The 26236-nt window shown below is 40.7% G+C and carries 27 protein-coding genes and 1 other annotated feature; of the genes, 26 read left to right on the top strand and 1 reads right to left on the bottom strand.

The features are described from left to right. The 24 genes from ytpR to rpmF all read left to right on the top strand — a co-directional run bounded on the left by ytpR (position 1) and on the right by rpmF (position 22444). Entirely contained in the window at positions 1–639 is a 639-nt protein-coding gene (gene ytpR, locus FC98_RS01290; RefSeq protein WP_008856913.1) for a YtpR family tRNA-binding protein, read from the top strand. Positions 640–650: 11 nt separating this feature from the next. Continuing rightward, positions 651–2828, top strand: coding sequence for a DNA translocase FtsK (locus FC98_RS01285; protein WP_056949068.1), 2178 nt, complete (start codon positions 651–653; stop codon positions 2826–2828). A 28-nt stretch (positions 2829–2856) separates the two neighbouring features. Further along, on the top strand, positions 2857–4188 hold the full coding sequence (murC, locus tag FC98_RS01280) for a UDP-N-acetylmuramate--L-alanine ligase (protein ID WP_008856911.1): 1332 nt from the start codon (positions 2857–2859) through the stop codon (positions 4186–4188). 105 nt (positions 4189–4293) lie between these two features. After that, positions 4294–5016 carry a Bax inhibitor-1/YccA family protein gene (locus FC98_RS01275; RefSeq protein WP_008856910.1) on the top strand — a complete coding sequence of 241 codons (723 nt, stop codon included), beginning with the start codon at positions 4294–4296 and terminating at the stop codon, positions 5014–5016. Between the two features lie 181 nt (positions 5017–5197). Continuing rightward, positions 5198–7855 (top strand): DNA polymerase I, encoded by a 2658-nt coding sequence (gene polA / locus FC98_RS01270; RefSeq protein ID WP_008856909.1) that lies wholly within the window; start codon positions 5198–5200, stop codon positions 7853–7855. Positions 7856–7929: 74 nt separating this feature from the next. Next, positions 7930–8772 (top strand): DNA-formamidopyrimidine glycosylase, encoded by an 843-nt coding sequence (gene mutM, locus FC98_RS01265; RefSeq protein ID WP_056949066.1) that lies wholly within the window; start codon positions 7930–7932, stop codon positions 8770–8772. Beyond that, the gene (gene coaE, locus FC98_RS01260) at positions 8765–9364 is read left to right on the top strand and encodes a dephospho-CoA kinase (RefSeq protein ID WP_040471530.1); all 600 of its coding nucleotides are present in this window, start codon (positions 8765–8767) and stop codon (positions 9362–9364) included. Before mutM ends, coaE begins: the two co-directional genes overlap by 8 nt. A 5-nt stretch (positions 9365–9369) precedes the next feature. Further along, on the top strand, positions 9370–9861 hold the full coding sequence (nrdR, locus tag FC98_RS01255) for a transcriptional regulator NrdR (protein WP_008856906.1): 492 nt from the start codon (positions 9370–9372) through the stop codon (positions 9859–9861). Continuing rightward, a complete protein-coding gene (locus FC98_RS01250; protein ID WP_008856905.1) occupies positions 9862–11235 on the top strand; it encodes a replication initiation and membrane attachment family protein in 1374 nt (457 codons plus the stop codon). A 10-nt stretch (positions 11236–11245) separates the two neighbouring features. Continuing rightward, entirely contained in the window at positions 11246–12187 is a 942-nt protein-coding gene (gene dnaI, locus FC98_RS01245) for a primosomal protein DnaI (RefSeq protein WP_056949064.1), read from the top strand. Positions 12188–12650: 463 nt separating this feature from the next. Next, entirely contained in the window at positions 12651–14594 is a 1944-nt protein-coding gene (gene thrS / locus FC98_RS01240; protein ID WP_008856903.1) for a threonine--tRNA ligase, read from the top strand. 87 nt (positions 14595–14681) lie between these two features. Beyond that, positions 14682–14818, top strand: a sequence feature (ribosomal protein L20 leader region). Between the two features lie 38 nt (positions 14819–14856). Continuing rightward, a complete protein-coding gene (gene infC / locus FC98_RS01235) occupies positions 14857–15366 on the top strand; it encodes a translation initiation factor IF-3 (RefSeq protein ID WP_008856902.1) in 510 nt (169 codons plus the stop codon). Between the two features lie 35 nt (positions 15367–15401). Beyond that, positions 15402–15599, top strand: a complete 198-nt coding sequence (gene rpmI / locus FC98_RS01230) for a 50S ribosomal protein L35 (protein WP_008856901.1) — start codon at positions 15402–15404, stop codon at positions 15597–15599. A gap of 52 nt (positions 15600–15651) precedes the next feature. Then, the gene (gene rplT, locus FC98_RS01225; protein ID WP_008856900.1) at positions 15652–16008 is read left to right on the top strand and encodes a 50S ribosomal protein L20; all 357 of its coding nucleotides are present in this window, start codon (positions 15652–15654) and stop codon (positions 16006–16008) included. Positions 16009–16089: 81 nt separating this feature from the next. Beyond that, on the top strand, positions 16090–16605 hold the full coding sequence (locus tag FC98_RS01220; protein ID WP_040471529.1) for a YqeG family HAD IIIA-type phosphatase: 516 nt from the start codon (positions 16090–16092) through the stop codon (positions 16603–16605). A gap of 9 nt (positions 16606–16614) precedes the next feature. Continuing rightward, positions 16615–17751: a ribosome biogenesis GTPase YqeH gene (gene yqeH / locus FC98_RS01215; RefSeq protein WP_008856898.1), complete on the top strand. Its 1137-nt coding sequence runs from the start codon at positions 16615–16617 to the stop codon at positions 17749–17751. Between the two features lie 16 nt (positions 17752–17767). Next, a complete protein-coding gene (yhbY, locus tag FC98_RS01210; protein ID WP_054654275.1) occupies positions 17768–18079 on the top strand; it encodes a ribosome assembly RNA-binding protein YhbY in 312 nt (103 codons plus the stop codon). Between the two features lie 12 nt (positions 18080–18091). Next, complete coding sequence (locus FC98_RS01205) at positions 18092–18724, top strand: nicotinate-nucleotide adenylyltransferase (RefSeq protein WP_054654273.1); 633 nt, start codon at positions 18092–18094, stop codon at positions 18722–18724. Then, complete coding sequence (gene yqeK / locus FC98_RS01200) at positions 18714–19319, top strand: bis(5'-nucleosyl)-tetraphosphatase (symmetrical) YqeK (RefSeq protein ID WP_056949062.1); 606 nt, start codon at positions 18714–18716, stop codon at positions 19317–19319. Before FC98_RS01205 ends, yqeK begins: the two co-directional genes overlap by 11 nt. Positions 19320–19328: 9 nt before the next feature. Continuing rightward, on the top strand, positions 19329–19685 hold the full coding sequence (gene rsfS / locus FC98_RS01195; RefSeq protein WP_008856893.1) for a ribosome silencing factor: 357 nt from the start codon (positions 19329–19331) through the stop codon (positions 19683–19685). Next, positions 19682–20437: a class I SAM-dependent DNA methyltransferase gene (locus FC98_RS01190; RefSeq protein WP_008856892.1), complete on the top strand. Its 756-nt coding sequence runs from the start codon at positions 19682–19684 to the stop codon at positions 20435–20437. The genes rsfS and FC98_RS01190 overlap by 4 nt, the downstream gene beginning before the upstream one ends. A gap of 5 nt (positions 20438–20442) precedes the next feature. Beyond that, positions 20443–21576 carry a nucleotidyltransferase gene (locus FC98_RS01185; protein WP_056949060.1) on the top strand — a complete coding sequence of 378 codons (1134 nt, stop codon included), beginning with the start codon at positions 20443–20445 and terminating at the stop codon, positions 21574–21576. Positions 21577–21657: 81 nt separating this feature from the next. After that, the gene (locus tag FC98_RS01180) at positions 21658–22212 is read left to right on the top strand and encodes a DUF177 domain-containing protein (protein WP_008856890.1); all 555 of its coding nucleotides are present in this window, start codon (positions 21658–21660) and stop codon (positions 22210–22212) included. A 55-nt stretch (positions 22213–22267) separates the two neighbouring features. Then, entirely contained in the window at positions 22268–22444 is a 177-nt protein-coding gene (rpmF, locus tag FC98_RS01175; protein WP_008856889.1) for a 50S ribosomal protein L32, read from the top strand. A gap of 223 nt (positions 22445–22667) precedes the next feature. Here the strand turns inward: rpmF and adhP are convergent, their stop codons facing one another. Continuing rightward, positions 22668–23684 (bottom strand): alcohol dehydrogenase AdhP, encoded by a 1017-nt coding sequence (gene adhP / locus FC98_RS01170; RefSeq protein ID WP_008856888.1) that lies wholly within the window; start codon positions 23682–23684, stop codon positions 22668–22670. A gap of 267 nt (positions 23685–23951) precedes the next feature. Between adhP and FC98_RS01165 the strand changes: the two genes are divergently transcribed. Further along, positions 23952–24638 carry a response regulator transcription factor gene (locus FC98_RS01165; protein ID WP_054654269.1) on the top strand — a complete coding sequence of 229 codons (687 nt, stop codon included), beginning with the start codon at positions 23952–23954 and terminating at the stop codon, positions 24636–24638. Beyond that, complete coding sequence (locus FC98_RS01160) at positions 24635–26182, top strand: HAMP domain-containing sensor histidine kinase (RefSeq protein WP_008856886.1); 1548 nt, start codon at positions 24635–24637, stop codon at positions 26180–26182. The genes FC98_RS01165 and FC98_RS01160 overlap by 4 nt, the downstream gene beginning before the upstream one ends. Positions 26183–26236 lie beyond the last annotated feature (54 nt).

Genomic DNA, 26236 nt, shown 5'->3' with positions numbered 1-26236 from the left:
ATGTTAATCGCAAGTTATAACCCTAAGAGTACCGGTGACACGATGGTCGTAATTATGAATCAAGACGTAGCTGATCAGCAAGTTTCTATTCATGATAACGTGGCTAGAATTTATGATCGGCAGCACGAGACGACGTTGGGTTACAACTTTTTAAACGTGAGTGCCATTCTTCCGGAAGTTGCTGAAAGTAACGGACGGGTATTACTTAATCATGATCAAATAAAAAAACTAAATGACTATTTGGTTAGCCATGATTTTCCAGGTGACATTAAATTTGATGATCAACCGCGTTTTGTCGTTGGTTATGTTAAAAGCGTGGCAGAACATCCTCGTTCCAATCATTTGCAAATTACTCAAACTGAGGTTGATGGTGGTCGTGAATTGCAAATTGTGAGTGGTTCCCCCAACATGAAGGCAGATATTAAAGTCGTTGTTGCTAAAAGTGGGGCGATGATGCCAGACGGTCAAATCATTTGGCCAGGAAAACCCCGCGGGGTTGAAAGCGATGGGATGATTTGTTCAGGAAGAGAGCTGGGGTTGCCAAATGCCCCTCAAGTTCCTGGCGCTTTGATATTACCTGATAATTATCAAGTCGGTGATCCGTTTGACTTCGATAATGCACAGAACTTATTTAATTAGGTGGGTAGGACATGACGAGTTATGACGGACCAGCATTTTTTAGGCGAAAATCAACAAGGCGTTCTTTGCCTAAAAAGAGCAAAACTGAACAGAATAATCGGCGTGTTGTGCCAAAGCATCAAATCCCCACATCTTCCAGCCCGCTTATTGAAAAATCGGATCGGACACGGCCGGATGATGAGGCACCTGCATTTTTGAAGGAAATCAGGCAGTTTACACCAAAAAAGTCCTCCAAGAATGCAGCGCGGAAGAAACAAATCGCTAATAATTACCTCATTAGTCAGCAAAGAAGACAACGTCATTTATACGATGAGCTCACCAAAAAGCTTAGACTTCGTAAAGATGACCTTATTATCTTGGCCGATGAACAGGCACCAATTTTGGAGGGGCAAAAAACAACCCCTCCTTTACATATTTCGAGCGACAAACCAAATCAGCCGGCACAACCGATCAATCATAATAATCATCAAGATATTGATACATCTGGTGAAGATGCGTTACCCGAACAAATTAAATCCAATAATGGTCAAAAGACCGCTAATCATTTACGAACGCGTTTACGGGCGAATGGGAGCCGGCGTGGTCTTGGACAGTCTCTGGCAACAATCGTTAATGAGGAGCACCAGAATCCTAAATCGTTGGCATTGTTTAGTGAACCTGCCGAAGTCAAAAAGAAGTTAGCGGTTTCACCAATGGCTGCAGAATCGGATAACCAGCAAAGCTCTCAGGAAATTTCAGAACCCCAATTAATTGATAAACCTGGTTACCATTTTCCAGCGCTGACTTTGCTTGCGTCATCTAAAGAGCAGGAAGATGATGCAATTGATGATTGGATTGAACACCAGATTGACGTTCTTGATAAAACGTTTGCGGCATTTAAGGTTGATGCCCAAGTTGTTGACTGGACGAACGGGCCAACGGTTACGCAATTCCAAGTTAAGCTCGCACTTGGGGTTAAGGTCAGTCGAATCACAAATCTCAATGATGATCTCAAATTAGCGTTAGCCGCTAAGGATATTCGGATTGAGGCACCAATTCCTGGTAAATCAACGATCGGGATTGAAATTCCGAATCCACATCCACGACCGGTATTATTGTCAGAGGTTATTTCAAATGGGAAATTTAAAGCTTCTCAATCACCGCTAACAACGGCACTTGGAGTTGATCTAGCTGGGACCCCTCGATTTACAGATATCCGAAAGATGCCTCATGGGTTAATTGCGGGGGCAACGGGTTCAGGGAAGAGTGTCTTTATCAATAGTTTGTTAGTATCACTGCTATATAAGGCGACGCCGGCAGATTTAAAATTGCTGCTGATCGACCCTAAGGCGGTTGAACTGGCCCCTTACGATGGAATTCCTCACCTGCTTTCTCCAGTTATTTCCGATCCTAAGAGTGCCGCAGCTGCGCTAAAATGGGTGACGGAGGAAATGGACAACCGTTATGAGAAGTTGTCAGCTGCGGGTGTCAAGAACATTGAGCAATTTAACGCTAAGGCGGTTCAGACCAAAGAATATGGGTTGAAGATGCCTTATATTCTGGTTATTATTGATGAGTTAGCTGATTTGATGATGGTTGCATCAAGTGAAGTTGAAGATGCCATTGTGCGAATTACGCAAAAGGCACGAGCAGCTGGCATTCACTTGATTGTGGCAACTCAGCGACCGAGTGTAGATATTGTGACTGGGACCATCAAAAATAATATTCCAACTCGGATTGCCTTTATGGTTTCCAGTCAGGTCGATTCTAGAACGATTCTTGACTCAGCTGGGGCGGAAAAGTTGCTGGGGCGCGGGGATATGCTTTATCTTGGTGGAAATGCGAACACGCCAGTTAGATTACAAGGTGCGTTTGTTACTAACCAAGAGCTAGCAGGTGTAATCGATGCTGTCCGTCAACAGGGCGAGCCGAAATATTTATTTACACCTGATTCGTTAAAGCAAACGGTCAGCAAGCAAAATTCCCATGACAGATTGATGCCTCAAGTGATGAAATATATTGCTCATGAAGATACAATTTCTACATCAAAACTGCAACGAGTATTTTCAATCGGTTATAATAGAGCTGCAAGTATGATTGATGATTTACAAGAACAGCAACTGATTTCTGAACAGCAAGGTGCAAAGCCACGAAAGGTTTATTATCGTCCTTCTGAGCCGAAACAGGATGAGTCAGTTGATAATCATTAAAAATTAAGATTGATGGGTAGGTTGAGATATGAATTCAAACACTGTATATCATTTTGTTGGAATTAAAGGAACTGGTATGAGCGCCATGGCATTAATTTTGCATGATCGTGGCGAGCATGTTCAGGGCTCAGATATTGAACAGTATACGTTTACGCAACGAGGCCTTGAACAGGCGGGTATTCAGATTTTACCTTTTGATGAGAAAAACATTCATGAAGGACTAACGGTCATTGCTGGAAATTCATTCACTGATGATCATCCAGAGATAAAAAAGGCTCGGGAGATGGGTTTAACGGTCTATCGGTACCATGAATTTTTGGGAAAAATGATCCAGGGCAAGACAAGTATCGGTGTTTCCGGTGCGCATGGCAAGACCAGTACAACTGGATTGCTGGCTCATGTTTTGTCTGGAATTGCGCCAACCGATTATTTGATTGGTGATGGGTCAGGTAAAGGCGTGCCAAATGCCCGGTTCTTCGTTTACGAAGCTGATGAATATCGACGTCATTTCCTTGCAACCAAGCCTGACTATGCAATTATGACCAATATTGATTTTGATCATCCAGATTATTATGAGAGCATCGATGATGTTCAGGATGCTTTTCAAACGTTTGCCAATCAAACAAAGAAGGGGATCTTTGCTTGGGGTGACGACAAGCGCCTTCGCCAATTGAAGGCCAGTGTTCCGATCTATTATTATGGTTTAAATGACACTGATGATTTTCAAGCGGTGGACGTTAAGCGGACAACTAGTGGATCCAGTTTTCATGTTTTGTATAAGGGAAAGGATCTTGGTGATTTTTCAGTACCGTTGTTTGGTGAACATAACATCTTTAATTCACTTGCCGTGATTGCCGTTGCTTACTTTGAGGAAGTTGATCTCAATGAAATCAAAAAAGAATTGATGACTTTCCAGGGTGTCAAAAGACGCTTCTCTGAACGAAAAATTTCTGGTATGACGATTATTGATGATTATGCGCATCATCCAACCGAAATTAAGGCGACAATCGATGCTGCCCGCCAGGAGTATCCAAGTAAAAAGATTGCCGTTGTCTTTCAGCCCCATACTTTTAGCCGGACGATTGCATTAATGGATGATTTTGCCAAGAGCCTTAACTTAGCTGATGAAGTTTTCCTGACTTCGATTTATAGTTCTCCTCGTGAAAGTCACGGTAAGGTTTCAAGTGAAGATCTTTCTAAGAAGATCACGAAAGGTGGCCGAATTTTATCTGTCGATAATATGTCGCCACTACTAGATTATGATAATGATGTTGTTATTTTCATGGGTGCTGGTGATATTCAAAAGTACGAGAAATCTTACGAGGATCTACTGAGTCATTTAAGCAAGAAAATTAATTAAGGAATTCTAATGAAGCTGATAATTGAGTGTTTTTGCTTGATTGTCAGTTTCTGTTTGTTAAAATTACTTAACAAGAGTAAGAATTAATTAAAAGGAGCGACTTTTATGGATAACTATCCAAATGAACGACCTAATGAACGAAAAATGGTTAACAATGCGGCCGGTTTAAATGCATTTCTAACCAAGATGTATGGCTGGATGAGTCTCGCTGTACTGGTGTCGGCGGCAACTGCATTTCTCATTAGTAATAGTCTTCGGCAATCTGGGACAGCGGTTAACCCAAACAGTGGCATCATGTGGGGTGCTCTAATTCTGTGGTTTGTTTTACCATTCATCGTATCATTTCAGGCACTCAAGCGACCAACGCTTGCATTTACGGTTTTGATGCTATATGCGATTCTAAGTGGGTTTGTCTTTTCCACAATTGCTTGGGCGTACACTGGCGCATCCATCGCCGCAGCATTTGTTTCGGCTTCCGCAATTTTTATTTCGATGACCGTTTATGGTTTAGTTACTCGTCGAAATCTTGATAAGTGGGGTGCTCAAGCAACAGCTGCACTGATTGCTTTGATTGTTGCCATGGTGATCAATTTCTTCTTACGAAGTAGTATTATTGCGTTTGTGTTTTCGATCATTGCCGTTGTTATCTTTACTATTTTGACAGCTTATGATACTCAAAAGATGAAGCAAATGTATAATCAGTATTCTGATGTTAGTACAACTTCTTTAAATGGATTAGCAGTATTTGGTGCACTACAACTGTATCTGGATTTCGTGAACCTGTTCCTACAGTTATTATCAATATTCGGTAATAGTAATAATCGTTAATATTGCGGTGTAATTAGTTAATTAATAATGGCAAAAGTTGAGGGTCCTGGACAAAACATCTGTTTTGGTCCAGGCCTTTTGCTGTTTATAGATGCTTTCCGGAAAAATCTGTCTGAGACGGTGAAGGACTAGCTTCGGCGTGGTAAAATTGTGTTAAGCGTTTTAATCAGAGGAGAACTAAATGACAAAAAAATTATTATTAATTGATGGTAACAGCATTGCTTTCAAAGCTTTTTATGCGTTATATCAGTCACTAGATAGGTTTACTAATTCATCAGGATTACATACCAGTGCAATTTATGGCTTTAATCGGATGCTCGACAAGGTTTTGGAGGAAGAAAAACCAACTGACGTTTTAGTTGCATTTGATGCCGGTAAGGTAACTTTTCGGACTAAAATGTATTCTGATTACAAGGGTGGCCGTGCAAAGACACCAAGTGAATTATCAGAACAATTTCCATTCATTAAGCAGCTTGTAAACGCTCGGGGAATTAAGGATTATGAATTGCCAGATTACGAGGCAGATGATATCATTGGAACCCTTGCTAGGCAAGCTGAAAGGGCCGGTAATTATCAGGTTGTTATTATTACCGGTGACCGTGATCTAACTCAGCTAACGTCAGCTAAAACGACGGTGCAAGTATCCAAAAAAGGGGTTACGGAGTTAGAAAAATATACGCCAGACTACGTTGAAAAGAAATTAGGGGTTAAACCCAGCCAAATCATTGAAATCAAGGGGCTTAAAGGAGATAATTCTGATAATTATCCTGGTGTTGAAAAAGTTGGTGACAAGACTGCCCTCAAATTAGTTCAACAATTTGGAACGATTGATAATTTATATGATCACATTGATGACGTTTCTGGGAAAAAATTAAAGGAACATCTCATTAACGATCAAGATCAAGCAAAACGCGCTAGAACGTTGGCAACAATTAATCGGGATGCCCCAGTGACAATTTCGTTAGCTGATCTAAAGTATGAAGGTGATGACCTTGATCAACTAACGGATTTTTATGAACGAATGAATTTTAAATCCTTTTTAGCCAAGCTAGCCGTTGACGACGATGGTGACAATCAAGAGCAGCTTGCTAAGATTAATTATCAAGTGCTTACGAAAGACAATGTCGCGTTGTTGAAGGAATTTAAAGATGAAGTATCGTTTCACCTCGAAATGGCAACTGAAAATTATCACACTTCACCAATTTTAGGCTTTGCCATTGGTCATGGCGATAAATGGTATGCTACCAATGACATTTCGTTGTTGACTAATCCCGATGCGATGACACTGTTAACTAGCTCAACAATTGCTAAAAATGTATTTGACGCTAAGCGTACTTACGTTGGCTTATACCGCGAATCAATTGAACTAAAAAACGTTGATTTTGATATGTTATTAGTGTCTTATTTGCTGAACACAACTAATAATAGCAATGACGTTGGAACGGTTGCCCGTCTTCATGGATTTCAGAACATTAAGACTGACGAAGAAGTTTATGGAAAAGGTGCAAAACGTGAAATTGACGCTGAGTCCCCAGAATTTCTGACCCATATTGTGCATAAAGCTAAGGCAATTGACCAGCTGCATAATGACATGTTTGCTGATCTGGATAAACACAATCAGACGAAACTTTATCGTGAAATTGAAATTAAGATTGCCTTTGTCTTAGCCAAAATGGAGATTAGCGGTATCAAAGTTAATCCAGAAACGTTAGAGGAGATGGGAAGTAAATTTACTGAACGTCTTAGTGAAATTAAGCAAACTATTTATCAGCAAGCAGGCGAAGAATTTAACATTGGCTCTCCTAAGCAGCTGGGGGTTATTTTATTTGAAAAGTTACGGTTACCAATTTTAAAGAAAACAAAGACAGGTTATTCAACGGCAGTCGATGTATTGGAAAAGTTAGCTCCAGATGCCCCAATTGTGCAAAATGTGTTGGACTATCGGCAAATTTCCAAATTATTGTCGACATACGTTGACGGCTTGTTAAAGGTCATTCATCAAGACGACTCTAAGGTTCATACCCGCTACTTACAAACATTAACCCAAACTGGTCGGCTATCCTCTGTTGATCCTAATTTGCAGAATATTCCGGTTCGAAGTGATGAAGGTCGACTGATTCGACAGGCTTTCGTGCCTTCTCATCCCAATTGGCAGATATTTTCATCTGATTATTCTCAAATTGAGTTACGCGTTTTAGCATCAATTACTGGCGATAAGAATATGCAAGAAGCCTTCAAGGAGGGCGAAGATATTCACGCAACAACTGCACGGAGAATTTTTGGTCTGAATTCCAACGATGAGGTCACCCCTGAGTTACGTCGGCAGGCAAAGGCAGTTAATTTTGGGATTGTGTATGGAATAAGTGACTTTGGCCTTTCCAAAAATACGGGGATTACCCGCAAGCAAGCTCATCAATTTATTGAACGGTATTTTGAAGAGTATCCAGGGGTAAAAAAGTACACTGAAGATATCGTGGAGTTTGCTAGAAATCATCGATTTGTTGAAACAATTGCGCATCGGCGCCGTTATTTGCCTGATATTAATTCACGGAATTTCAATTTAAGGTCATTTGCGGAACGAACCGCTATGAACACCCCGATCCAAGGTAGTGCTGCTGACATCATTAAGATTGCCATGATTAATATGGATGAGGCGTTAAAGGGAATGCGGACAACGATGCTGCTGCAAGTTCATGATGAATTGATCTTTGAAGTGCCAGATGAGGAGCTTGAAACTGTTAAGAAACTGATTCCTAAAGTAATGGACTCCGCAATTAGCCTAAACGTTCCTTTGAAAGTAGAGAGTCATTGGGGGAAAACGTGGTATGATGCTAAATAGTTGGATACGACACTGATGAGCTTACAATTATTAATAAAAACTATTAGTAAAAACGGATTGAATTGGAGTGTGTTATGCCTGAATTACCTGAAGTAGAAACCGTTCGGCGAGGATTAACTGAACTGGTCGTTGGAAGCAAAATTAAGGCTGTCGATGTCTTATACGAAAAAATGATTAACCTTCCCAAGGCTGATTTTGAACAGGCTTTGAGAAACAAGATAATTGAGAGAATTGATAGAAGAGGAAAGTATCTATTAATTAGAATTAGCGGTGGGCTAACGATCGTATCTCATCTGCGAATGGAAGGTAAATATGACGTTGAACCAGACGGGGTCCCCATTGGTAAGCATACGCATGTCATTTTTTACCTCACAGATGGTCGTGAGCTTCGGTATAACGATAGCCGTAAGTTTGGCCGAATGAACCTCGTTGATACCGGACAGGAAATGACGGTTGCTGGCTTGAAAACAATCGGACCCGAACCGACTGATCACGATCTAACGATTGACTATATGAAAACAATCTTTGCAAAGAGCAAAAAGATGGTTAAGCCATTTTTATTGGATCAGAGTAAAATTGCCGGATTAGGGAATATTTACGCTGACGAAGTATTATGGTTGAGCAAAATTCACCCCGAGCAGCCAGTTAACCTGATTACTGCGGATGAGATCGAGCGATTACGTCATAATATTATTACCGAAATTCAAAAAGCAATCGCTGGCCATGGAACTACGGTTCATTCATACTCAAATGCCTATGGGGAAGCCGGCGAGTTTCAAAATCATTTGAATGTGTATGGTCGCAAAGGTGAGCCTTGCCTTCGTTGTGGCACACCGATCGTTAAAATTAAATTAGCTCAACGGGGCACGCATTTTTGCCCTCATTGTCAAGTTGTACATGGAGAAAAGAATGACTAGATTAATTGGATTAACCGGCGGAATTGCGACAGGTAAGTCGGCGGTTAGTCATTATTTAAAAACTAAGAATATTCCAGTAATTGATGCTGACGTGATTACTCATCAAGTTGAAGAGAAGGGTCAGGCTGGCTACCAAGCAATTTTGACCGTGTTTGGTGATTCGATCGTTGCCAAAGATGGTCAGATTGACCGTCAACGGTTGGGCAAACTTGTATTTAGCAACAAGGGCTACTTGAAGCAATTAGTCCGGACAATCGATCCCTTTATTCGAGATGAGATTCTTCGCCAATTCATTCAAAACACCCAATCACCATTGACGGTTTTGGATGCACCAACACTGTTTGAAAATGGTTATGCACACATCGTAGACGAACTGGTGGTGGTTTATTGTGATCCAGTAACCCAGTTGCATCGACTTATGGAACGTAATCAACTTAGTATTAGTCAGGCTAGTGATCGGATTAAAAATCAATGGCCACTGCAGACAAAACGCAATTTGGCTGATACAATTATTTATAATTCTGGTACAATTGACCAAACACATGCCCAAGTGGATGACTGGTTGGCCACTGAAACAAATCAAACGAGGTGAAATCCATGCAATGTCCTCATTGTGGATACAATGGTTCCAAAGTTGTTGATAGTCGGCCTACTGATGATGGTCGAGTTATTAGGCGAAGAAGAGAATGTGAACACTGCGGTTTCCGATTTACGACTTTTGAGCGGGTTGAAGTCACACCGTTACTTGTCATTAAGAAAAACGGTAACCGTGAAGAATTTAACCGTGAAAAGTTGATGAAGGGAATTGTTCGGTCTGCTGAAAAAAGGCCAGTTTCAATGAATTCAATCACTGAACTGGTTGATCGAGTTGAGAATAAACTGCGATCATTAGGTGAGAATGAAGTTTCAAGCCAGCAAATCGGGGAATATGTGATGGAGGACTTGGTCAATCTCGACGAAATCGCCTATATCAGATTTGCAAGTGTCTACCGGCAATTTAAAGATATGTCAGTTTTTTATAAAGAACTCAAAGAAATTATGGAAAAGGATAAGAAAAAGAACACGAAGACGGATCCGGGGGCAAAATAGATGGCAAATTCATTTAGCAAATTGACTCCTGATTCAAAATTTGTTGTCATTAATTCTGATGCAAACAGTGTGATTGACGATAATGTTCTCAATAACCTGTATTTACCAATCATTGGTCGGGATGCGCTTTCGCTCTATCGGCTGTTATGGACTTTTAGTGTGAATGACCACAATCAATTAGTTGCCCATAATCATTATGAACTTCAAAGTATGTTGGATACGGGAATTGATAAGATCAGTGATCAACGCCGAATCTTAGAAGCTGTCAATTTGTTAGGAACCTTTGCTACAAAAGATCCAGCAGATTCTCTGGTGTACGCTGTGCAAAAGCCATTATCTGCCAGAGATTTTTTAAAGACCGACATATTAGCAGTTATGCTACTGGGTAAAGTGGGCGATAATACCTATAAGCAAATTGTGTCGCGGTTAGTTGTCCCCATTCCGGATTTAGGTGAATTACAAAACGTTTCGGCATCATTGCTAGATGTGTTTGATGTTCCTAGTAATCTGATCAAAAATATTCCGGCGACAGTTAACGAAACGAAGGGGACGCTCAATAACGGCACCACAAATGTTAATAATCAAAAATTAATCCCCAAAAACAATGATTTTGATTTTAACTTAACCTTAGAAATGCTTGAGAATTCATATGTTGAAGACGCCAGTGTTAAGGCCGCTCATGACTTGATTTTATCAGAGCATTTGTTATACGGTATTGATGAAGTTGAAATGGTTAAGTTGATTCAAAAGGCCACTAATTTGAGTAATAATCAATTAGACCAACGGCGCTTGAAACTGATTATTTCCCAACAGTTTGAAATGCGACAGCCGGAACAAAATCCTGCTAAAGAATCATCTAGTGAGTCAGCTCAGCGGCCAACAGTGTCATTTGATACCGCTACTGAGGAGTTGATTTCAATTAGTAAATCGACCGCACCAGCCTTGTTCCTTCAGCAACTTAAGGATCAAAAGCACGGTCTGGTGACGAGCGGTGAACAACGGATTTTGCAGGAATTGGTTAATTTAAGAACGTTTCCAAACGAAGTTATTAATATTTTGGTTTATCATATTTTAGTAGATGAACAGCATTCAACGCTTAATAAGAACTTAATCTCAACGATTGCCGATGACTGGTCACAAAAAAATGTTCGTGATGCCAATGATGCAATCATGGCACTGAGAAATCGGGGAAAACAAAGGGCTAAGAAAGCAACCCGGCGTTATCCCAATAAGCGCATTAATGTTAAGGAAACGTTACCCGATTGGGCTAAGCAGCCGCAAAAGCCACAAGGTAGTCAGTCAAAGCAGGGACTGAGTGCAGAACAAAAAAAGCTGCTTGAACAGCAACTCAACAAATTAAAGAAGCAAAAGTAGGTGAGAACCAATGGAACGGGTCAGTGACTACGTAAAAAAGCTGATGCAAGACCGCAAGCTTAATGGTGGCACTTTTAGCGCAACCTTTAATAAGATTATGAACGATATCAAAAGCGATCCGGAAATTGCCCAGTTTATTAAAGATCATCACGATGAACTAGCGGATAACGCAATTGAACGATCGGCTTCCAAGTTGTATGAATATGCCAACGTTAAGCGTCAGCTCAAACAAGATAAGCAATCATTTGCGCCTGGTTATTTACCACAATTAGTAGTGAATGATCATTTAATTGATATCTCCTATACCGCTTCACCACAGACGCTTGCAAGGCAAAAATCACAGTCTTTAGCACGCAGAATTACGACGATTTCGATGCCCAAGGATATTAAGCAGGCAAGAATTGAGGGGTTTGATAAGGATGCTTCTCGGTTTGAGGCTTTAACCAAGGGAATCGAATTCATTAATGCGGTGAAGTCGGATCCAGGCCATTTTCATCCTGGACTATATATCTATGGCCCGTTCGGTGTGGGTAAAACATATTTAACTGGTGCTCTTGCAAATGAACTCGCTGATCGAAATATTCAAACAACGATGGTTCATTTTCCAAGTTTTGCCGTTGAAATGAAGGCGGCGATTGCTACTAATAGCGTTGCTGACAAAATTGATGTTATTAAAAAATCACCAGTTCTTATGATTGACGATATTGGTGCTGATTCGATGTCATCTTGGGTTCGTGATGAAGTCCTCGGTGTGATCTTGGAGTATAGGATGCAACAGCAGTTGCCAACATTCTTTACCTCAAACTTTTCGATGGATCAACTTGAGCAAGAGCATCTTCGAATTAATCAACGAGGTGATGATGAGCCGCTTAAGGCGAAACGGTTGATGCAGCGTGTCCGATTCTTATCCCGCGAGGTTGAAATGACCGGTGACAATCGTCGGCCTGGATAATTTGTTAGGAAGGCTCCTCCAGGCAGCAATCGGAGTGTAAGCACCTTCAGAAAAAATTCCAAGTTCAGGAATTTCCTCGATAGGAGACTTACATTCCGATTTCTAATCACTTTGTTCCGCTCACTATTTTTGATTTAGAATTGACTTTTCAAAATAGCCCTTCTATACTTATAAACAATGAATCAAGGAGACATGACGATTGTTTCTCATCACAGGGAGAATGGTTCTAGCCTGGAAGACCATTTGTTTAGAAGATAATTGTTACCACTTCTTGAAGACGGATTGCGGAGAATGCTATCCCGGTTGGTACCGTTAGCAACCACTTGAGAGCTTTTTGGTTTACTATTTTGATGTGGCCAAAAATCCAATACGGGTGGAACCGCGCTAATTGCGTCCCTAATATACTTAATTGTATATTAGGGATTTTTTTGTGGTTCCAATAAAATAAAAAGGAGTAAGAGAAATGTCACAACTTTCATTTGAGTTTCCAGATGGTAGTATTAAGCAGTTTGATGATGGTGTTACTGCCCAGGCAATCGCTAAATCAATCGCAGTAAGTTTGGGCAAAAAGGCTGTTGCTGGTAAGGTTAATGGTCAATTTGTCAATAATGATGAACCGCTACATAAGGGTGGCAAAATTGAAATTATCACTTCTGATAGTGATGACGGTCTCAGTGTTTTACGAGCAACTGCCGCCCAAATTTTGAAGATGGCCATTGCTAGTGATTTCGACAATATTAACTTTGGCGAGAGTGCCGCTGACGAGGATGGCTTCTTTGTTGATACTGACAAGCCGGATACACAAATTAGTGTTGATCAATTGGAAAGCCTAAGCCAGTCAATGCACAAAATTATCAAACAGGATTTACCAATTGAAGTTGTCTTCTTAAGTGCCGATGAAGCAGCTAAGGTTGCCGGTAACGATCCTTACCAAAAAGAATTAATCAAGGAAAACGAAGTTGATGGGAAGGTCAAATTTTTCAAGATTGATGACTTTAAGTCAATTGCTGAAGGAGCCGTTTTACCTTCAACTGGGAAAGTTAAAATCTTTAAGTTGCTGTCCGTAGCTGGTGCTTATTGGCAAGGCAAATCATCTAACCCAATGTTGCAACGGATCTATGCGACAGCATTTAACAAACAAAAGGAACTGGACGCTGACCTTGAGAAGAGAAAGGAAGCTCATGAACGTGACCACCGTGTCATCGGTAATGAACTTGACTTATTCTTTGTTGACCCTAAAGTTGGGGCTGGTCTTCCATACTGGATGCCAAATGGTGCCACAATCAGAAGAACGATTGAGCGTTACATCGTTGATAAGGAAGTTGCCAACGGTTACCAACACGTTTATACGCCAGTTCTTGCCAACTTAGATCTTTATAAGCAATCAGGACATTGGGATCATTATCGTGAGGATATGTTCCCACCAATGGACATGGGTGATGGGGAAGAACTTGAATTACGGCCAATGAATTGCCCGAGTCATATTCAAATTTATAACCACCATATTCGTTCATACCGTGAGCTTCCACTTAGAATCGCTGAACTTGGGATGATGCATCGTTACGAAAAATCTGGTGCCTTGTCCGGCCTTCAACGTGTTCGTGAAATGACTTTGAATGATGGTCATACATTCGTTGCCCTTGATCAAATTCAAGAGGAGTTCAAGAACATTTTGAACTTAATGGTTGATGTCTATCATGATTTCGATATTAATGACTACACATTCCGTCTAAGTTACCGTGATCCAAAGAATACTGAAAAGTACTTTGATGACGACGAAATGTGGACAAGGGCCCAAACAATGCTTAAGGGTGCCATGGATGAAATGGGCTTGGATTATGTTGAAGCAGAAGGTGAAGCTGCTTTCTATGGTCCTAAGCTGGATGTTCAAACTAAGACCGCTCTGGGTAACGAAGAAACGCTATCAACGATTCAGTTGGACTTTATGTTGCCTGATCGTTTTGATCTTCATTACGTTGGTGAAGATGGTAAGCAGCATCGCCCAGTTATGATTCATCGTGGTCTCGTTTCAACAATGGAACGATTTGTTGCTTACTTGACTGAAATTTATAAGGGTGCTTTCCCAACTTGGTTGGCACCACATCAAGTTAAGATTATTCCCGTTAGCCAAGATAAGCATCTTGACTATGCTAAACAAATTAATGATCAGCTTCGGGCATTAAAGATTCGTTCATCCGTTGATACCCGTGGTGAAAAGATGGGTTACTTAATTCGGGATGCCCAAACGCATAAAATTCCCTATACGTTAGTTGTTGGCGATGAAGAAGTGAATGGTAATAGTGTTTCCGTTCGTAAATATGGCGAACAAGATACCAATTCCGAATCAGTACCAAGTTTCATTGATGAAGTATCAAAAGACATTGCATCATATTCACGGGAAGAATAATTTTGTGCTAAGCAGCTTGTATGTCAACCAGTAAGTCGGTTATGGTTGACATGCAGATGATTGGATGATATTATTTAATAGTTGTTCAAATGAAAGCAGAGGCTACCCGCTTCTCGCCTGAGTAAATCTTGAATTTGCTGGGCATGATATCGAGTAAGAACTTGACGATTCAAGTTCTTTAATTGAGAGCGGGCGCATTTCTGTGCTCGCTCTCTTTCTGCTTTTTCAAAAATTTCGGAGGTGAAGTACCATAGCAAAAGATATGATGGTTAATGATGGAATCCGCGCTCGCGAGGTTCGTTTAATTGGTGCTAATGGTGATCAGCTAGGAGTTAAGTCAAAGAATGAAGCCCTTCAGTTAGCTGAAGATGCCGATTTAGACTTGGTCTTGGTTGCCCCTAAAGCAAAGCCACCGGTTGCAAAGATTCTTGATTATGGGAAGTATCGTTTCGAGGAACAGAAGAAGGAACGGGAATCCCGTAAGAAACAAAAAGTCATCAGTGTCAAAGAAGTTCGTTTGAGCCCAACGATTGATGTTAACGATTTTAACACTAAGCTAAAGAATGCCAAGAAGTTCTTGGCAAAGGGCGAAAAAGTCAGAGTTTCAATTCGATTTAAAGGCCGTGCAATTACCCATAAGGATATTGGTCGAAGAGTCCTTGACCGAATGGCTGCAGAAACATCCGATGTTGCCACTGTCACTCAGCGGCCAAAAATGGATGGTAGAAGTATGTTCTTAATGCTTTCGCCAAATGACGCAGACAAAAAATAAACTAGTTTGTTAAATACTTGAGGAGGATTTTACCAATGCCTAAACAAAAAACAAATCGTGCCGCAGCAAAACGTTTTAAGAGAACTGCCAACGGTGGCTTTAAGAGTGCTAATGCTTATACCAGTCACCGTTTCCACGGCAAGACAAAGAAGCAACGTCGCCAACTTCGTGGTACTAGTATGATGGACAAGACTAACATTAAGACTTACAAGAAGTTATTGCCACATCTATAAAATCAACTATACAATCAACTATGATGCTTTTTAAATATAGGAGGAATTCAAAATGCCACGAGTAAAAGGTGGAACAGTCACACATGCACGTCGTAAGCGTGTTTTAAAATTAGCTAAGGGATATCGAGGAGGCAAATCTCGTTTATTCAAAACAGCTAAAGATCAAGTAATGAAGTCACAGGTATATGCATTCCGTGACCGTCGTGCCAACAAGGGTAACTTCCGTAAATTATGGATTGCTCGGATTAACGCTGCTGCTCGTCTTAATGACCTTAGTTACAGCCAATTTATGCATGGCTTGAAGCTTGCTAACATCGATATGAACCGTAAGATGCTTGCAGACCTTGCTGTTAGTGACACAGATGCTTTCAAAGCACTTACTGATGCTGCTAAAGAAGCGCTCAAGTAATTGATGTGTTAAAATGACTTTCACCGATAGCTTTGGTGGAAGTTTTTTTAAATAAAATAACTATTTATTAAGGAGCGACATATGTTGTCTCGATTTAAACCAACGTGGATGATCGAAAATATTTATAGTATTTCCCCGGAATTCCTGTTGGATAATAATATCAACTGTGTTCTAACCGATTTAGATAATACTTTGGTACCATGGAATTCAAAGGCTGGCTCCGATGAGTTACGCAATTGGCTAGCAAGTGTTAAGAAATACGGCATTAAAGTGATTGTGGTTTCTAACAATAGTCATAAGCGGATTCAAGAAGCGGTTCGCGATTATGAATTGCCATTCGTTCCCCGAGCAATGAAGCCACTCTCTATCGGGATTCGGCATGCAATCAAAACGTTTCATTTAAGTAAAAAAAACACCGTGATGATTGGCGATCAGTTAATGACGGATGTCGTTTCAGCAAACAGTTGTGGCGTCCGTAGTATTCTTGTCAAACCACTCGTTAGAACCGATGCCTGGAATACAACAATTAACCGGGGATTTGAAAAGATTGTTTGGAACATGTTGATCAAGAAATATCCTGATTTACATTGGAAATAGGAGGAATTTATGGCAGAAAATGAAGTTATTGTGGATGGTGAAGTAGTTCGTTGTATCGGTTGTGGGGCTAAAGTTCAAACGACTGATAAGCAAGCATTGGGATACACGCCGGAATCGGCATTAAAAAAAGGAATCGAAAACGGTGAAGTATATTGCCAACGCTGCTTTAGACTGCGCCATTATAACGAGATTGCTCCGGTAAGTCTGTCTGACGATGACTTTTTGAAGCTGTTAACAAGTATTTCTGATACTGATTCACTGATTGTGTACGTTGTGGATATATTCGATGTGAATGGGAGTATGATTCCCGGTCTTCATCGATTTGTAGGAAATAACCCGATTTTGTTGGTTGGAAATAAACTAGACGTTTTGCCGGCCCGTCTTAAAAAGACAAAGGTTAAGGATTGGCTACGTCAGCAGGCCAACGCTGCGGGAATTCGGCCAGTTGATGTGGAATTGATTTCTGCGAAGACGAACCTAGACGTTGACCGGCTCCTTGATCAAATCGAGAAGTATCGTCAAGGTAAGGATGTCTATGTGGTCGGGGTAACGAATGTCGGGAAATCGACTCTGATTAACTCGATTGTTAGGCAGTCTACTGGAATCAAGGAGCTGATTACAACTTCTCGTTTCCCTGGAACCACGTTGGATCGGATTGATATTCCGCTCAAAGATGGCAAATTGTTGGTGGATACTCCTGGGATTATTCAACCAGAACAGATGGCCCATCATCTTGTTGGCAAAGAGCTTAATTTGGTCACGCCACAGAAGAGAATCAAGCCAAAAGAATATCAATTAAACCCAGAACAGACCCTTTTCTTTGGCGGTGTGGCAAGGTTTGACTACAATGCAGGTGAGGGTAGGCGTGGCTTTACGGTTTATGCCGAAAACAATTTATTTATTCATCGAACTAAGCTGGAAAATGCGGATGACTTTTACACAAACCATGTTGGTAGTTTCTTAACCCCCCCTTCAGAAGATGACAAGGATGATTTTCCGCCATTGGAAGGTCATAAATTTAAGATAACCCAAAAGAGTGATCTTGTAATCGAAGGATTGGGTTGGATAACGGTCCCAGAAGGGGTTTCCGTGTCTGGATGGGCGCCAACTGGCGTCTCTGTACTCATACGACCGGCAATGATTTAGAAACTAAGAGGTAACTATGAATTTAACTGGAAAACAAAAACGATTTTTACGCGCAAACGCTAACCGGATGCGGCCGATATTTGAAGTTGGTAAAAACGGCTTATCCCAAATTTGGCTAGATGAAATTCAAAAAGCACTGGATAGCCGGGAATTGATTAAGGTGAATGTATTACAGAATGCGGCTGCTTCGTTAGCGGATATTAAAGAATACATTGAAACCAAGAGTAATATTACGGTTGTTCAAGTAATTGGCAAAACACTGGTTTTATTTAAACCTTCAAATAATCAGAATAATCAAGAATTATCAAAAAAAGTATTCTCAATTTAGGGGTATTTTAAAATGACTAATGTTGTTCACACTGTAGAAACACTACCAAAGACCGAAACAATTGTTCAAAATAAGCGAAAGCGAATCGGGATTCTTGGTGGCACTTTTAATCCAATTCATAATGGTCATTTGATTGTTGCCCAGCAGGTGTTGGATCAATTGGGGCTCGACAAAATTCTCTTTATGCCAGATGCAACCCCGCCGCACGTTGATCGTAAGCTAGCGATTGATGCAGCGGATCGAGTTGCGATGATTAACCTCGCTATTTGGAACAATCCTAGCTTTTCGATTGAAATGGCTGAAGTGAACCGCGGTGGAATAAGTTATTCATACGATACAATGGCCGAATTGGTTCGAAAGCATCCAGAGAACCAATATTATTTTATTATCGGTGGTGACATGGTAAACTATTTACCGAAATGGCATCGAATTGATGATCTTGTTAAGTTAGTATCCTTTGTTGGTGTGAAGCGGGATGGTTACACGCCAACCTCAAAATATCCAATTATTTGGGTGGATGTGCCGTATATTGATATTTCGTCATCCTTTATCCGGTCGAAAATTCATCAGCATCAATCGATTCGTTATTTAGTTCCTAGCTGTGTTGAAAGGTATATAAAGGAGCACCAATTATATGGAGAATGATCAGTTATCAAGTGCAGAACTGCCATTTACACGTGACCAATTAGTTCAAAAGCTCAAAGACGCCCTTACGGATAGTCGCTTTCACCACGTACTACGGGTTGAACAAACTGCAATGGATTTAGCTAAAACGAATCACGTTGATGTTAAAAGGGCGGGAATTGCTGGCTTGGTTCATGACTATGCTAAGCAACGGCCCGACGCCGACTTTATTCAGGCCATTAAGCACTATCACTTAGATCCTGAGTTACTGAACTATGGGAACGCTATCTGGCACGGTGTGGTTGGCTGGTTATTTGTCAAAAATGAACTGCGAATTAGTGATATTGAAATTTTAAACGCCGTTCGTTATCATACAGTTGGTCATGAATACATGACGCCGCTGGAGCAAATTGTTTATATGGCGGATTATATTGAGCCTGGAAGGGATTTCCCAGGGGTGGATGAAGCGCGCCAGTTAACTTTTGATAACCTTAAATTGGGTGTTGCGTATCAAACTAAACAGACGTTAGCTTACTTAGTTGAAAATAATAAGCCAGTATTTCCGCAGACGATTGTGACTTATAATAGCTGGGTTCCAGATTCTGGATTGAAATAAGGAGTAAATATGGATAGTAAAGAAATTTCTCAGATAGTTGTCCGGGCCGCTGATAGTAAGCGGGCCAATGATATTGTGGTTTTAGACATGCAAAAAGTGAGTTTAATGGCTGACTATTTTGTGATTGCTGACGCAAATTCTGATCGGCAGGTCAAAGCGATTGCCGAAGAAGTCATTGATCAGGTTGAAACTAGCGATATTAATGTGTACCAGGTATCGGGTAAGGATAGTGGTCGCTGGGTGCTCATTGACCTTGGAGACGTGATTGTTCATATCTTCCAAAAAGAAGTTCGTGATTTCTATAATCTTGAAAAATTATGGTCTGATGCCCCAATGGTTAATATCGACTCATGGGTTGAGGTATGATTTATAGTGAGTTTGCTCAGTTTTATGATGATTTGTTTGATGAAACTTTGTATGATCGCTGGTTGGCTTATACCACAAGTAGGATTAGTCAGCCCAAAACGGCAAAGTCTGATGTTAAAATTTTAGATTTAGCTTGTGGAACGGGACGGCTTGCTGTTAAACTGGCTAAATTAGGCTATTCAGTGGACGGAGTTGATCTGTCTGCGGATATGCTCACACTGGCGGATCAGCGGGCGCAGGCTGAACAAGTTGACATTACGTTTATTCAAGCAGACATGCGTGAGTTGGCTGATTTAGGTCAGTATGATGTGATTACATGTTATGATGATTCACTCAATTACTTAATTGACCAAAAAGATTTTCAGCAGACGCTTAATTCTGTGAATGGTCATTTGAATCCTGGAGGTCAATTGTTATTTGATGTAATTACGCCCTATCAGACAATTGATGTTTATCCTGGTTATATGTACAATTATCGAAATGAAGATTCTGCGTTTATGTGGACCAGTTATGAAGCAGATTTTGCTCCCGCATCGGTTGAGCATGATTTGAGCTTTTTTCAGTATAATCCTGAGAAAGATGCTTATGATGCTTATAGTGAACTTCATCAGGAGCGGGCATATGATCGGGCTACGATAGAAAAGATGTTACTAGCGGCCGCTTTCAGTGCGCCATTGGTTACAACCGATTTTGGTGAGCAGCCTTTTGTTGAACATACTAAGCGTTGGTTTGTAGAATCCGTTAAGGAGTAATAGACATGCTTCGGGCAGTTGGCATTGTTTCTGAATATAATCCATTCCATAATGGTCATCGATACCAGTTGCAGCAGGCCAAATTGCGAACAGGTGCTGATGTCACCGTGGCAATCATGAGTGGTAATTGGCTGCAACGTGGTGAACCTGCTATTTTCGATAAGTGGCAGCGAGCAGCCGTGGCGCTCAAAAACGGCATTGATATTGTGATTGAGTTGCCTTTTTTTTCGGCTGTTCAGCCATCTCACATATTTGCTGCTGGAGCGGTTCAAATTGCTGCTGGGCTACAATGTAATTGGTTATCATTTGGTGCTGAAAATCCTGATATGGACTATCAGAAGTTGATTGACAATCAGCCAAAGCGGGACGGTCACTTTAAACAATTTGATCGTCCTTACGCCTCAATTTTCCAAGACTATCTATTTAACAAAACGGGGATTCGGCTGAGTGAGCCTAATGATGTTCTGGCGTTTGGATATGCTAACGCGAATTTCAACTTGGGATCACCACTTCAGCTCGTCCCGATTAAGCGGAATAGCGTGGCACATAACGACAATCATTTATCAGGTGGATCGATTGCGAGCGCCTCAGCTATTCGTAAAGCACTCATTAGTGGTGTTGGTGACGTTACTCAAACGGTTCCAGCCGAGACTCTCAGATTGACGGAGACGCAACCACCCATTACCTGGGATGATTTTTGGCCAATGCTTAGGTTTGAATTGGTGGAAACCCCGATTACGGAACTCCATCGAATTTACCAGATGACCGAAGGAATCGAATATCGGTTAAAAAGTTGTGCAATCAAGGCAACGACTTTCAAGGAGTTTTTACAACTCGTTAAAACAAAGCGGTATACGTACACTCGGATTCAACGATTATGCACCTACGTAATGGTCCACGCTTATAATGATGATATGTTGGTAAAGCCAAATTACTTACGGTTACTTGGCTTTACCAGTCAGGGTAGGGCGTATCTTAGTCAAATTAAGAAATCACTTTCGATGCCGCTTTTAACCAAGATCAATGAAGATGTTGTTGATCAATATATTCAATTGGATTTTAAGGCGGGGATGTTATTTCAAATGATCGATCAGCCATCTCAAGATTTTTATAAACACCCAGTTATTGTGAAAAATTAGCGAGACGGCTATCAAGCAAAACACCTTGACAAGCCTATTTGTTGCCGGTATAATAAGTTTTGTTGCATTGGAGGAATTAGATTGAAATGGTACTTTAAGGATCTTCAAAAGTACGCTGATACCGATCCTTTCACGTTTAACGAGAAGGTTGATATTAAGGATGAATTATTAGATCGATATTCCGACGAGGTTATCGATGCAACTCAGTTCAATATTGATGGTACCGCGTTTTCCGATCAAGGAGACGTCATCATTGATACCCACATTGTTGGTAAGCTCACCGTACCGTCATCGAGATCACTTGAGCCAGTTGACTTACCGTTAGACTTTACCGTTGAAGAGTATTATGTGCCGTCGAAGGCAGCTGAGTCTCGATATGGAAAGGATGATGTTGTCTTCGTTGTTGATGAAGACGATCAGATTGATATGCAGTCAGCGGTTATTGATAACGTGATTTTGCATATTCCAATGCACATCTTAGCTCCTGATGAGATAGCTGGCAAACGGATGCCCAGCGGCAAAGGTTGGGATGTATTGTCCACCGACGATTATAAAAATCAGAAGGCGGAATTAAAAACAGTTGATCCACGTCTGGCAAAATTGAAAGATCTTTTCAAAGATCAAGATTCAAAATAACCGGGCTTTAAAATTTCACTAGTGGATATTTTATTTTTACGAGGAGGGAAAGAATATGGCAACACCAGCACGTAGAACTTCAAAGGCAAAGAAGCGTATGCGTCGTGGTCACATCAAGTTGACGACTCCTAATTTGAGCCTAGACCCTAAGACCGGCGAATACACTATGCCACACCATGTTTCACCATCAGGCTTTTACAAAGGCCGCAAAGTGATCAAAGATAACAAATAATCTGCTCTATTAAACGGTTTAGAACGCCATGGATTCTAAGCTGTTTTTTATTTTTATTAGTAAACTTGATCACTATTCTTATACTGATAAAATAACTACAATAGATGGCAAAGCTAGAAGTTAACGAAAAAGACACCCAATCCAACTTGGATTGGGGTCTTTTTCGTTAACTTCTGAGATCTAAATACTTTAAGTTAGTGCTTTCAATGATACTGGTTAATAATTATTTGGTAAAGTCAACGACCATCCGGCCAACAATCTTGTTAGCTTTCATTTCGTCGATAATATCGTTAACTTCGTCAAGGCGGCGAGTCTTAACGATTGGTTTAACTTTGCCTTCAGCACCAAATTGGAAGGTTTCCTTGAGGTCTTGACGGGTTCCAACAAGTGAACCAGCAACCTGAATACCATCAAGAACGGTTTTATCAATATTTAAAGCCATATCACCCTTTGGAAGGGCAACGGCAACTAATTTGCCATCTGGGCGAAGTGCGTTAACTGAAGTTGTGAATGCATCGGTGGTAACAGCAGTAATTTGAGCATTGTGAACACCGCCGACCTTCTTTTGAATCTGTTCAGCGACATCTGGATCATGACGGTTGATCGTGATATCAGCACCGTTTTCTTTGGCAGCTGCTAATTTTTGTTCGTTACCATCAACGGCAACAACGTGAGCACCAAAGACATTGTGGGCATATTGGACAGCCAAATTGCCAAGGCCACCACAACCAACAACTTCAACCCATTGACCTGGACGGGTTTCACCAACTTTAAGTGCTTTGTACATCGTAACGCCAGCACAGGTTAAAGAGGTTGCTTCTACTGGATCAAGGCCTTCTGGAACCTTAACAGCGTAGTCAGCTGGAACGATGACTTGTTCAGCCATGGCACCATCAACGGTAAAGCCTGAGTTTTGAACGTTACGGCAAAGGGTTTCACGGCCAGTTGTACAATATTCACAGTGACCACAGCCTCTGTAGAACCAAGCGATTGATACTCGATCACCAATCTTCAGGTTGTCAACATCATCGGCAACTTGAATAACCCGACCAACACCTTCGTGACCAATGATTCGGCCAGGAACCTTACCAAAATCACCGGCGGCAACGTGAAGGTCTGTGTGACATAATCCACAATATTCAACCTTTACAAGGGCTTCACCTTCATGAATTGGTCGTAAAGTAACATCTTTGATATCAACGTATCCATCTACTGGATCTCGTACAACAGCTGCTTTCATCTATTAATCATCCTTTTTGTAATATATTTTCAAACATCTATATTATAAGCATGGGTGGGGTGAGTTTCAAGTGAAAAAATACACAAAATTCAAATAATGAAAAATATTTCCATGGAATAACCACTTTTCTTAAATTAAATTGAAAAAAACGTAAAACGCCAAACTTAGTCACTATCCGTTTTACAATTATGGTAAAATGAGAGTTATGTTAAAATATTTCAAGAGATATAATAAATAAATTAAGACACTTAGGAGAGCTGATCATTTATGAGTCGAATTTTGATTATTGAAGACGAAAAGAATTTGGCACGGTTCGTCGAACTCGAACTAAAACACGAAGGTTATGAAACTCAAGTTGAATTAAATGGCCGCACAGGGCTGCAAGCAGCATTAGATGACAATTTTGACGTCATCTTATTGGATCTCATGTTGCCGGAACTAAATGGAATGGAAGTTGCACGTCGCCTTCGTGAAAAGAAAAACACCCCAATTATCATGATGACGGCCAGGGACTCAGTGATTGATCGGGTTTCCGGCTTTGACCACGGAGCTGATGATTATATTGTTAAACCATTTGCAATTGAAGAGTTACTAGCTCGAATTCGAGCACTGTTACGCCGAATTCAAATTGAAAATGATCAACAAAAGAGTAGTAAAAAGTCAGTTACCTTTAAAGATTTGACAATCGAAAAGGAAAGTCGAATTGTCCGTCGTGGTGATGAGGTTATTAACCTGACCAAACGTGAATATGAATTGTTACTGACACTTATGGAGAACGTTGACGTTGTACTTGCCCGAGATGTATTACTCACAAAAGTCTGGGGTTATGACTCAGAAGTTGAAACAAACGTGGTTGACGTATACATTAGATATCTCAGAAACAAGATTGACCGCCCTGGCGAAAACAGTTATATCCAAACGGTTAGAGGTACTGGGTACGTGATGCGTTCATGATCTTTAATCAACACAAAAATAAGCAGCGAAAAACATCGTTAAAGTGGAAGTGGGCATTTTTCACTTCGCTTGGTGTCTTGACGATTGTCTTAGTTTTTTCGTTTTTATTGTTCAATCGATTTACGAATGTCCTTTTGCAGCAAGAGCGAATGCATATTGATAACACTTTGACGACTGTTTCATCAAGGTTATCAGGTTATTCATCACCGCTGAATAAATCGGACGTCGATCGCTATTTGCAGCCAAGTATTTCAAATGGTGACCAAGATACGACGGGAAGTCAGTCAAGTTCCACGTCGGATAACATCTATTCGGATTCTTTAATTGTTAATTTTTCCCGTGATAACATTGTTGTCAACGTTTATGGCGTGAATAAACAACAGTTGTTTGAATCACGAGCGGATCCCGTTAAATTTCAAGCGAGTGAAAAACGCAAGATTATGCCAACTAAGCACAACGGAAAAAAGGTGTTGGTGGGAATCGAACCCCTGATTTCTAAGAAAAACGGGTCACTTATTGGTTACGCACAGGTAACTGATAAGTTGGGAGATTACCGCAGAACGGTTGGCAAGTTATTAGCCATTTTGGCAATCTTAGTAATCATTTCTGTGATTGTTGCAATGATGTTTGCTTATATTTTGGCGGCTGAATTGTTGCGACCAATTAATGAAATTCAACAGACCATCAATGACGTTAAGAGTGACCCAGATTCTGATGCTCGGGTGCCAGCACTTAGATCCAATGACGAGCTTTCAGACCTGGCTGGATTACTAAATGGGATGTTGGATCAAACGAAACGCTATATTGATCAGCAACAACAGTTTGTTGAAGACGTTTCCCATGAATTAAGGACACCAGTAGCGGTTATTCAGGGTCACATCGAAATGTTATTACGGTGGGGGAAAGATGATCCTGAAGTCCTTTCAGAATCGCTAAACGCGTCGTTGCAAGAGACTAAGCGAATGAAGAGTCTGGTTTCGGAAATGCTGGATCTATCGCGAGCCGAGCAGATTGAAATTAACTATGGTGAAGAAATTACCAACGTTAATGAAGTCTTTGCCCAGGTTTATAATGATTTTAAGATGATCCATCCAGATTTTACGTTTACTTTTGATGATGATACGAGCGAGAACATCTACGTTAAAATTTACCGAAATCACCTTGAACAGGTTCTAGTGATTCTATTAGACAATGCAATTAAATACTCCACTAAGCGAAAGGAAGTCCATTTATCACTTTCGACATCTATGGCAACCGTCAACATTGCCATCCAAGACTTCGGTGAAGGAATTTCCCAAGAAGATATGAAAAAAGTCTTTAATCGCTTTTATCGGGTGGATAAGGCTCGTAGTCGTGATAAGGGTGGTAATGGCTTGGGGCTTTCAATTGCCCATCGATTAATTGAAGCTTACCATGGTGATATTTCAATTGAAAGCTCACTGGGATATGGTTCTATCTTTCAAATTAACTTACCAATCTTGACCGATATGCCTGATGAAAAGGACGATGAGATAATTGCTCCTGATCAGGGTGGGGATAAGTAATTAAGGGATGCTGTATAGATCTAAATTGACTGATCGCTTTTATAATAACTGAAC

Source organism: Lentilactobacillus kisonensis DSM 19906 = JCM 15041, assembly GCF_001434135.1.
GTDB classification, from domain to species: domain Bacteria; phylum Bacillota; class Bacilli; order Lactobacillales; family Lactobacillaceae; genus Lentilactobacillus; species Lentilactobacillus kisonensis.
The sequence above is the reverse complement of the archived record's forward strand: the minus strand, read 5'-3'. Positions and strand labels throughout refer to the sequence as shown.

Excerpts from the sequence above, each read along its gene's own strand:
- ytpR (WP_008856913.1), top strand. The coding sequence starts at position 1 with ATGTTAATCGCAAGTTATAACCCTAAGAGTACCGGTGACACGATGGTC.
- FC98_RS01285 (WP_056949068.1), top strand. The coding sequence starts at position 651 with ATGACGAGTTATGACGGACCAGCATTTTTTAGGCGAAAATCAACAAGG.
- murC (WP_008856911.1), top strand. The coding sequence starts at position 2,857 with ATGAATTCAAACACTGTATATCATTTTGTTGGAATTAAAGGAACTGGT.
- FC98_RS01275 (WP_008856910.1), top strand. The coding sequence starts at position 4,294 with ATGGATAACTATCCAAATGAACGACCTAATGAACGAAAAATGGTTAAC.
- polA (WP_008856909.1), top strand. The coding sequence starts at position 5,198 with ATGACAAAAAAATTATTATTAATTGATGGTAACAGCATTGCTTTCAAA.
- mutM (WP_056949066.1), top strand. The coding sequence starts at position 7,930 with ATGCCTGAATTACCTGAAGTAGAAACCGTTCGGCGAGGATTAACTGAA.
- coaE (WP_040471530.1), top strand. The coding sequence starts at position 8,765 with ATGACTAGATTAATTGGATTAACCGGCGGAATTGCGACAGGTAAGTCG.
- nrdR (WP_008856906.1), top strand. The coding sequence starts at position 9,370 with ATGCAATGTCCTCATTGTGGATACAATGGTTCCAAAGTTGTTGATAGT.
- FC98_RS01250 (WP_008856905.1), top strand. The coding sequence starts at position 9,862 with ATGGCAAATTCATTTAGCAAATTGACTCCTGATTCAAAATTTGTTGTC.
- dnaI (WP_056949064.1), top strand. The coding sequence starts at position 11,246 with ATGGAACGGGTCAGTGACTACGTAAAAAAGCTGATGCAAGACCGCAAG.
- thrS (WP_008856903.1), top strand. The coding sequence starts at position 12,651 with ATGTCACAACTTTCATTTGAGTTTCCAGATGGTAGTATTAAGCAGTTT.
- infC (WP_008856902.1), top strand. The coding sequence starts at position 14,857 with ATGATGGTTAATGATGGAATCCGCGCTCGCGAGGTTCGTTTAATTGGT.
- rpmI (WP_008856901.1), top strand. The coding sequence starts at position 15,402 with ATGCCTAAACAAAAAACAAATCGTGCCGCAGCAAAACGTTTTAAGAGA.
- rplT (WP_008856900.1), top strand. The coding sequence starts at position 15,652 with ATGCCACGAGTAAAAGGTGGAACAGTCACACATGCACGTCGTAAGCGT.
- FC98_RS01220 (WP_040471529.1), top strand. The coding sequence starts at position 16,090 with ATGTTGTCTCGATTTAAACCAACGTGGATGATCGAAAATATTTATAGT.
- yqeH (WP_008856898.1), top strand. The coding sequence starts at position 16,615 with ATGGCAGAAAATGAAGTTATTGTGGATGGTGAAGTAGTTCGTTGTATC.
- yhbY (WP_054654275.1), top strand. The coding sequence starts at position 17,768 with ATGAATTTAACTGGAAAACAAAAACGATTTTTACGCGCAAACGCTAAC.
- FC98_RS01205 (WP_054654273.1), top strand. The coding sequence starts at position 18,092 with ATGACTAATGTTGTTCACACTGTAGAAACACTACCAAAGACCGAAACA.
- yqeK (WP_056949062.1), top strand. The coding sequence starts at position 18,714 with ATGGAGAATGATCAGTTATCAAGTGCAGAACTGCCATTTACACGTGAC.
- rsfS (WP_008856893.1), top strand. The coding sequence starts at position 19,329 with ATGGATAGTAAAGAAATTTCTCAGATAGTTGTCCGGGCCGCTGATAGT.
- FC98_RS01190 (WP_008856892.1), top strand. The coding sequence starts at position 19,682 with ATGATTTATAGTGAGTTTGCTCAGTTTTATGATGATTTGTTTGATGAA.
- FC98_RS01185 (WP_056949060.1), top strand. The coding sequence starts at position 20,443 with ATGCTTCGGGCAGTTGGCATTGTTTCTGAATATAATCCATTCCATAAT.
- rpmF (WP_008856889.1), top strand. The coding sequence starts at position 22,268 with ATGGCAACACCAGCACGTAGAACTTCAAAGGCAAAGAAGCGTATGCGT.
- adhP (WP_008856888.1), bottom strand. The coding sequence starts at position 23,684 with ATGAAAGCAGCTGTTGTACGAGATCCAGTAGATGGATACGTTGATATC.
- FC98_RS01165 (WP_054654269.1), top strand. The coding sequence starts at position 23,952 with ATGAGTCGAATTTTGATTATTGAAGACGAAAAGAATTTGGCACGGTTC.
- FC98_RS01160 (WP_008856886.1), top strand. The coding sequence starts at position 24,635 with ATGATCTTTAATCAACACAAAAATAAGCAGCGAAAAACATCGTTAAAG.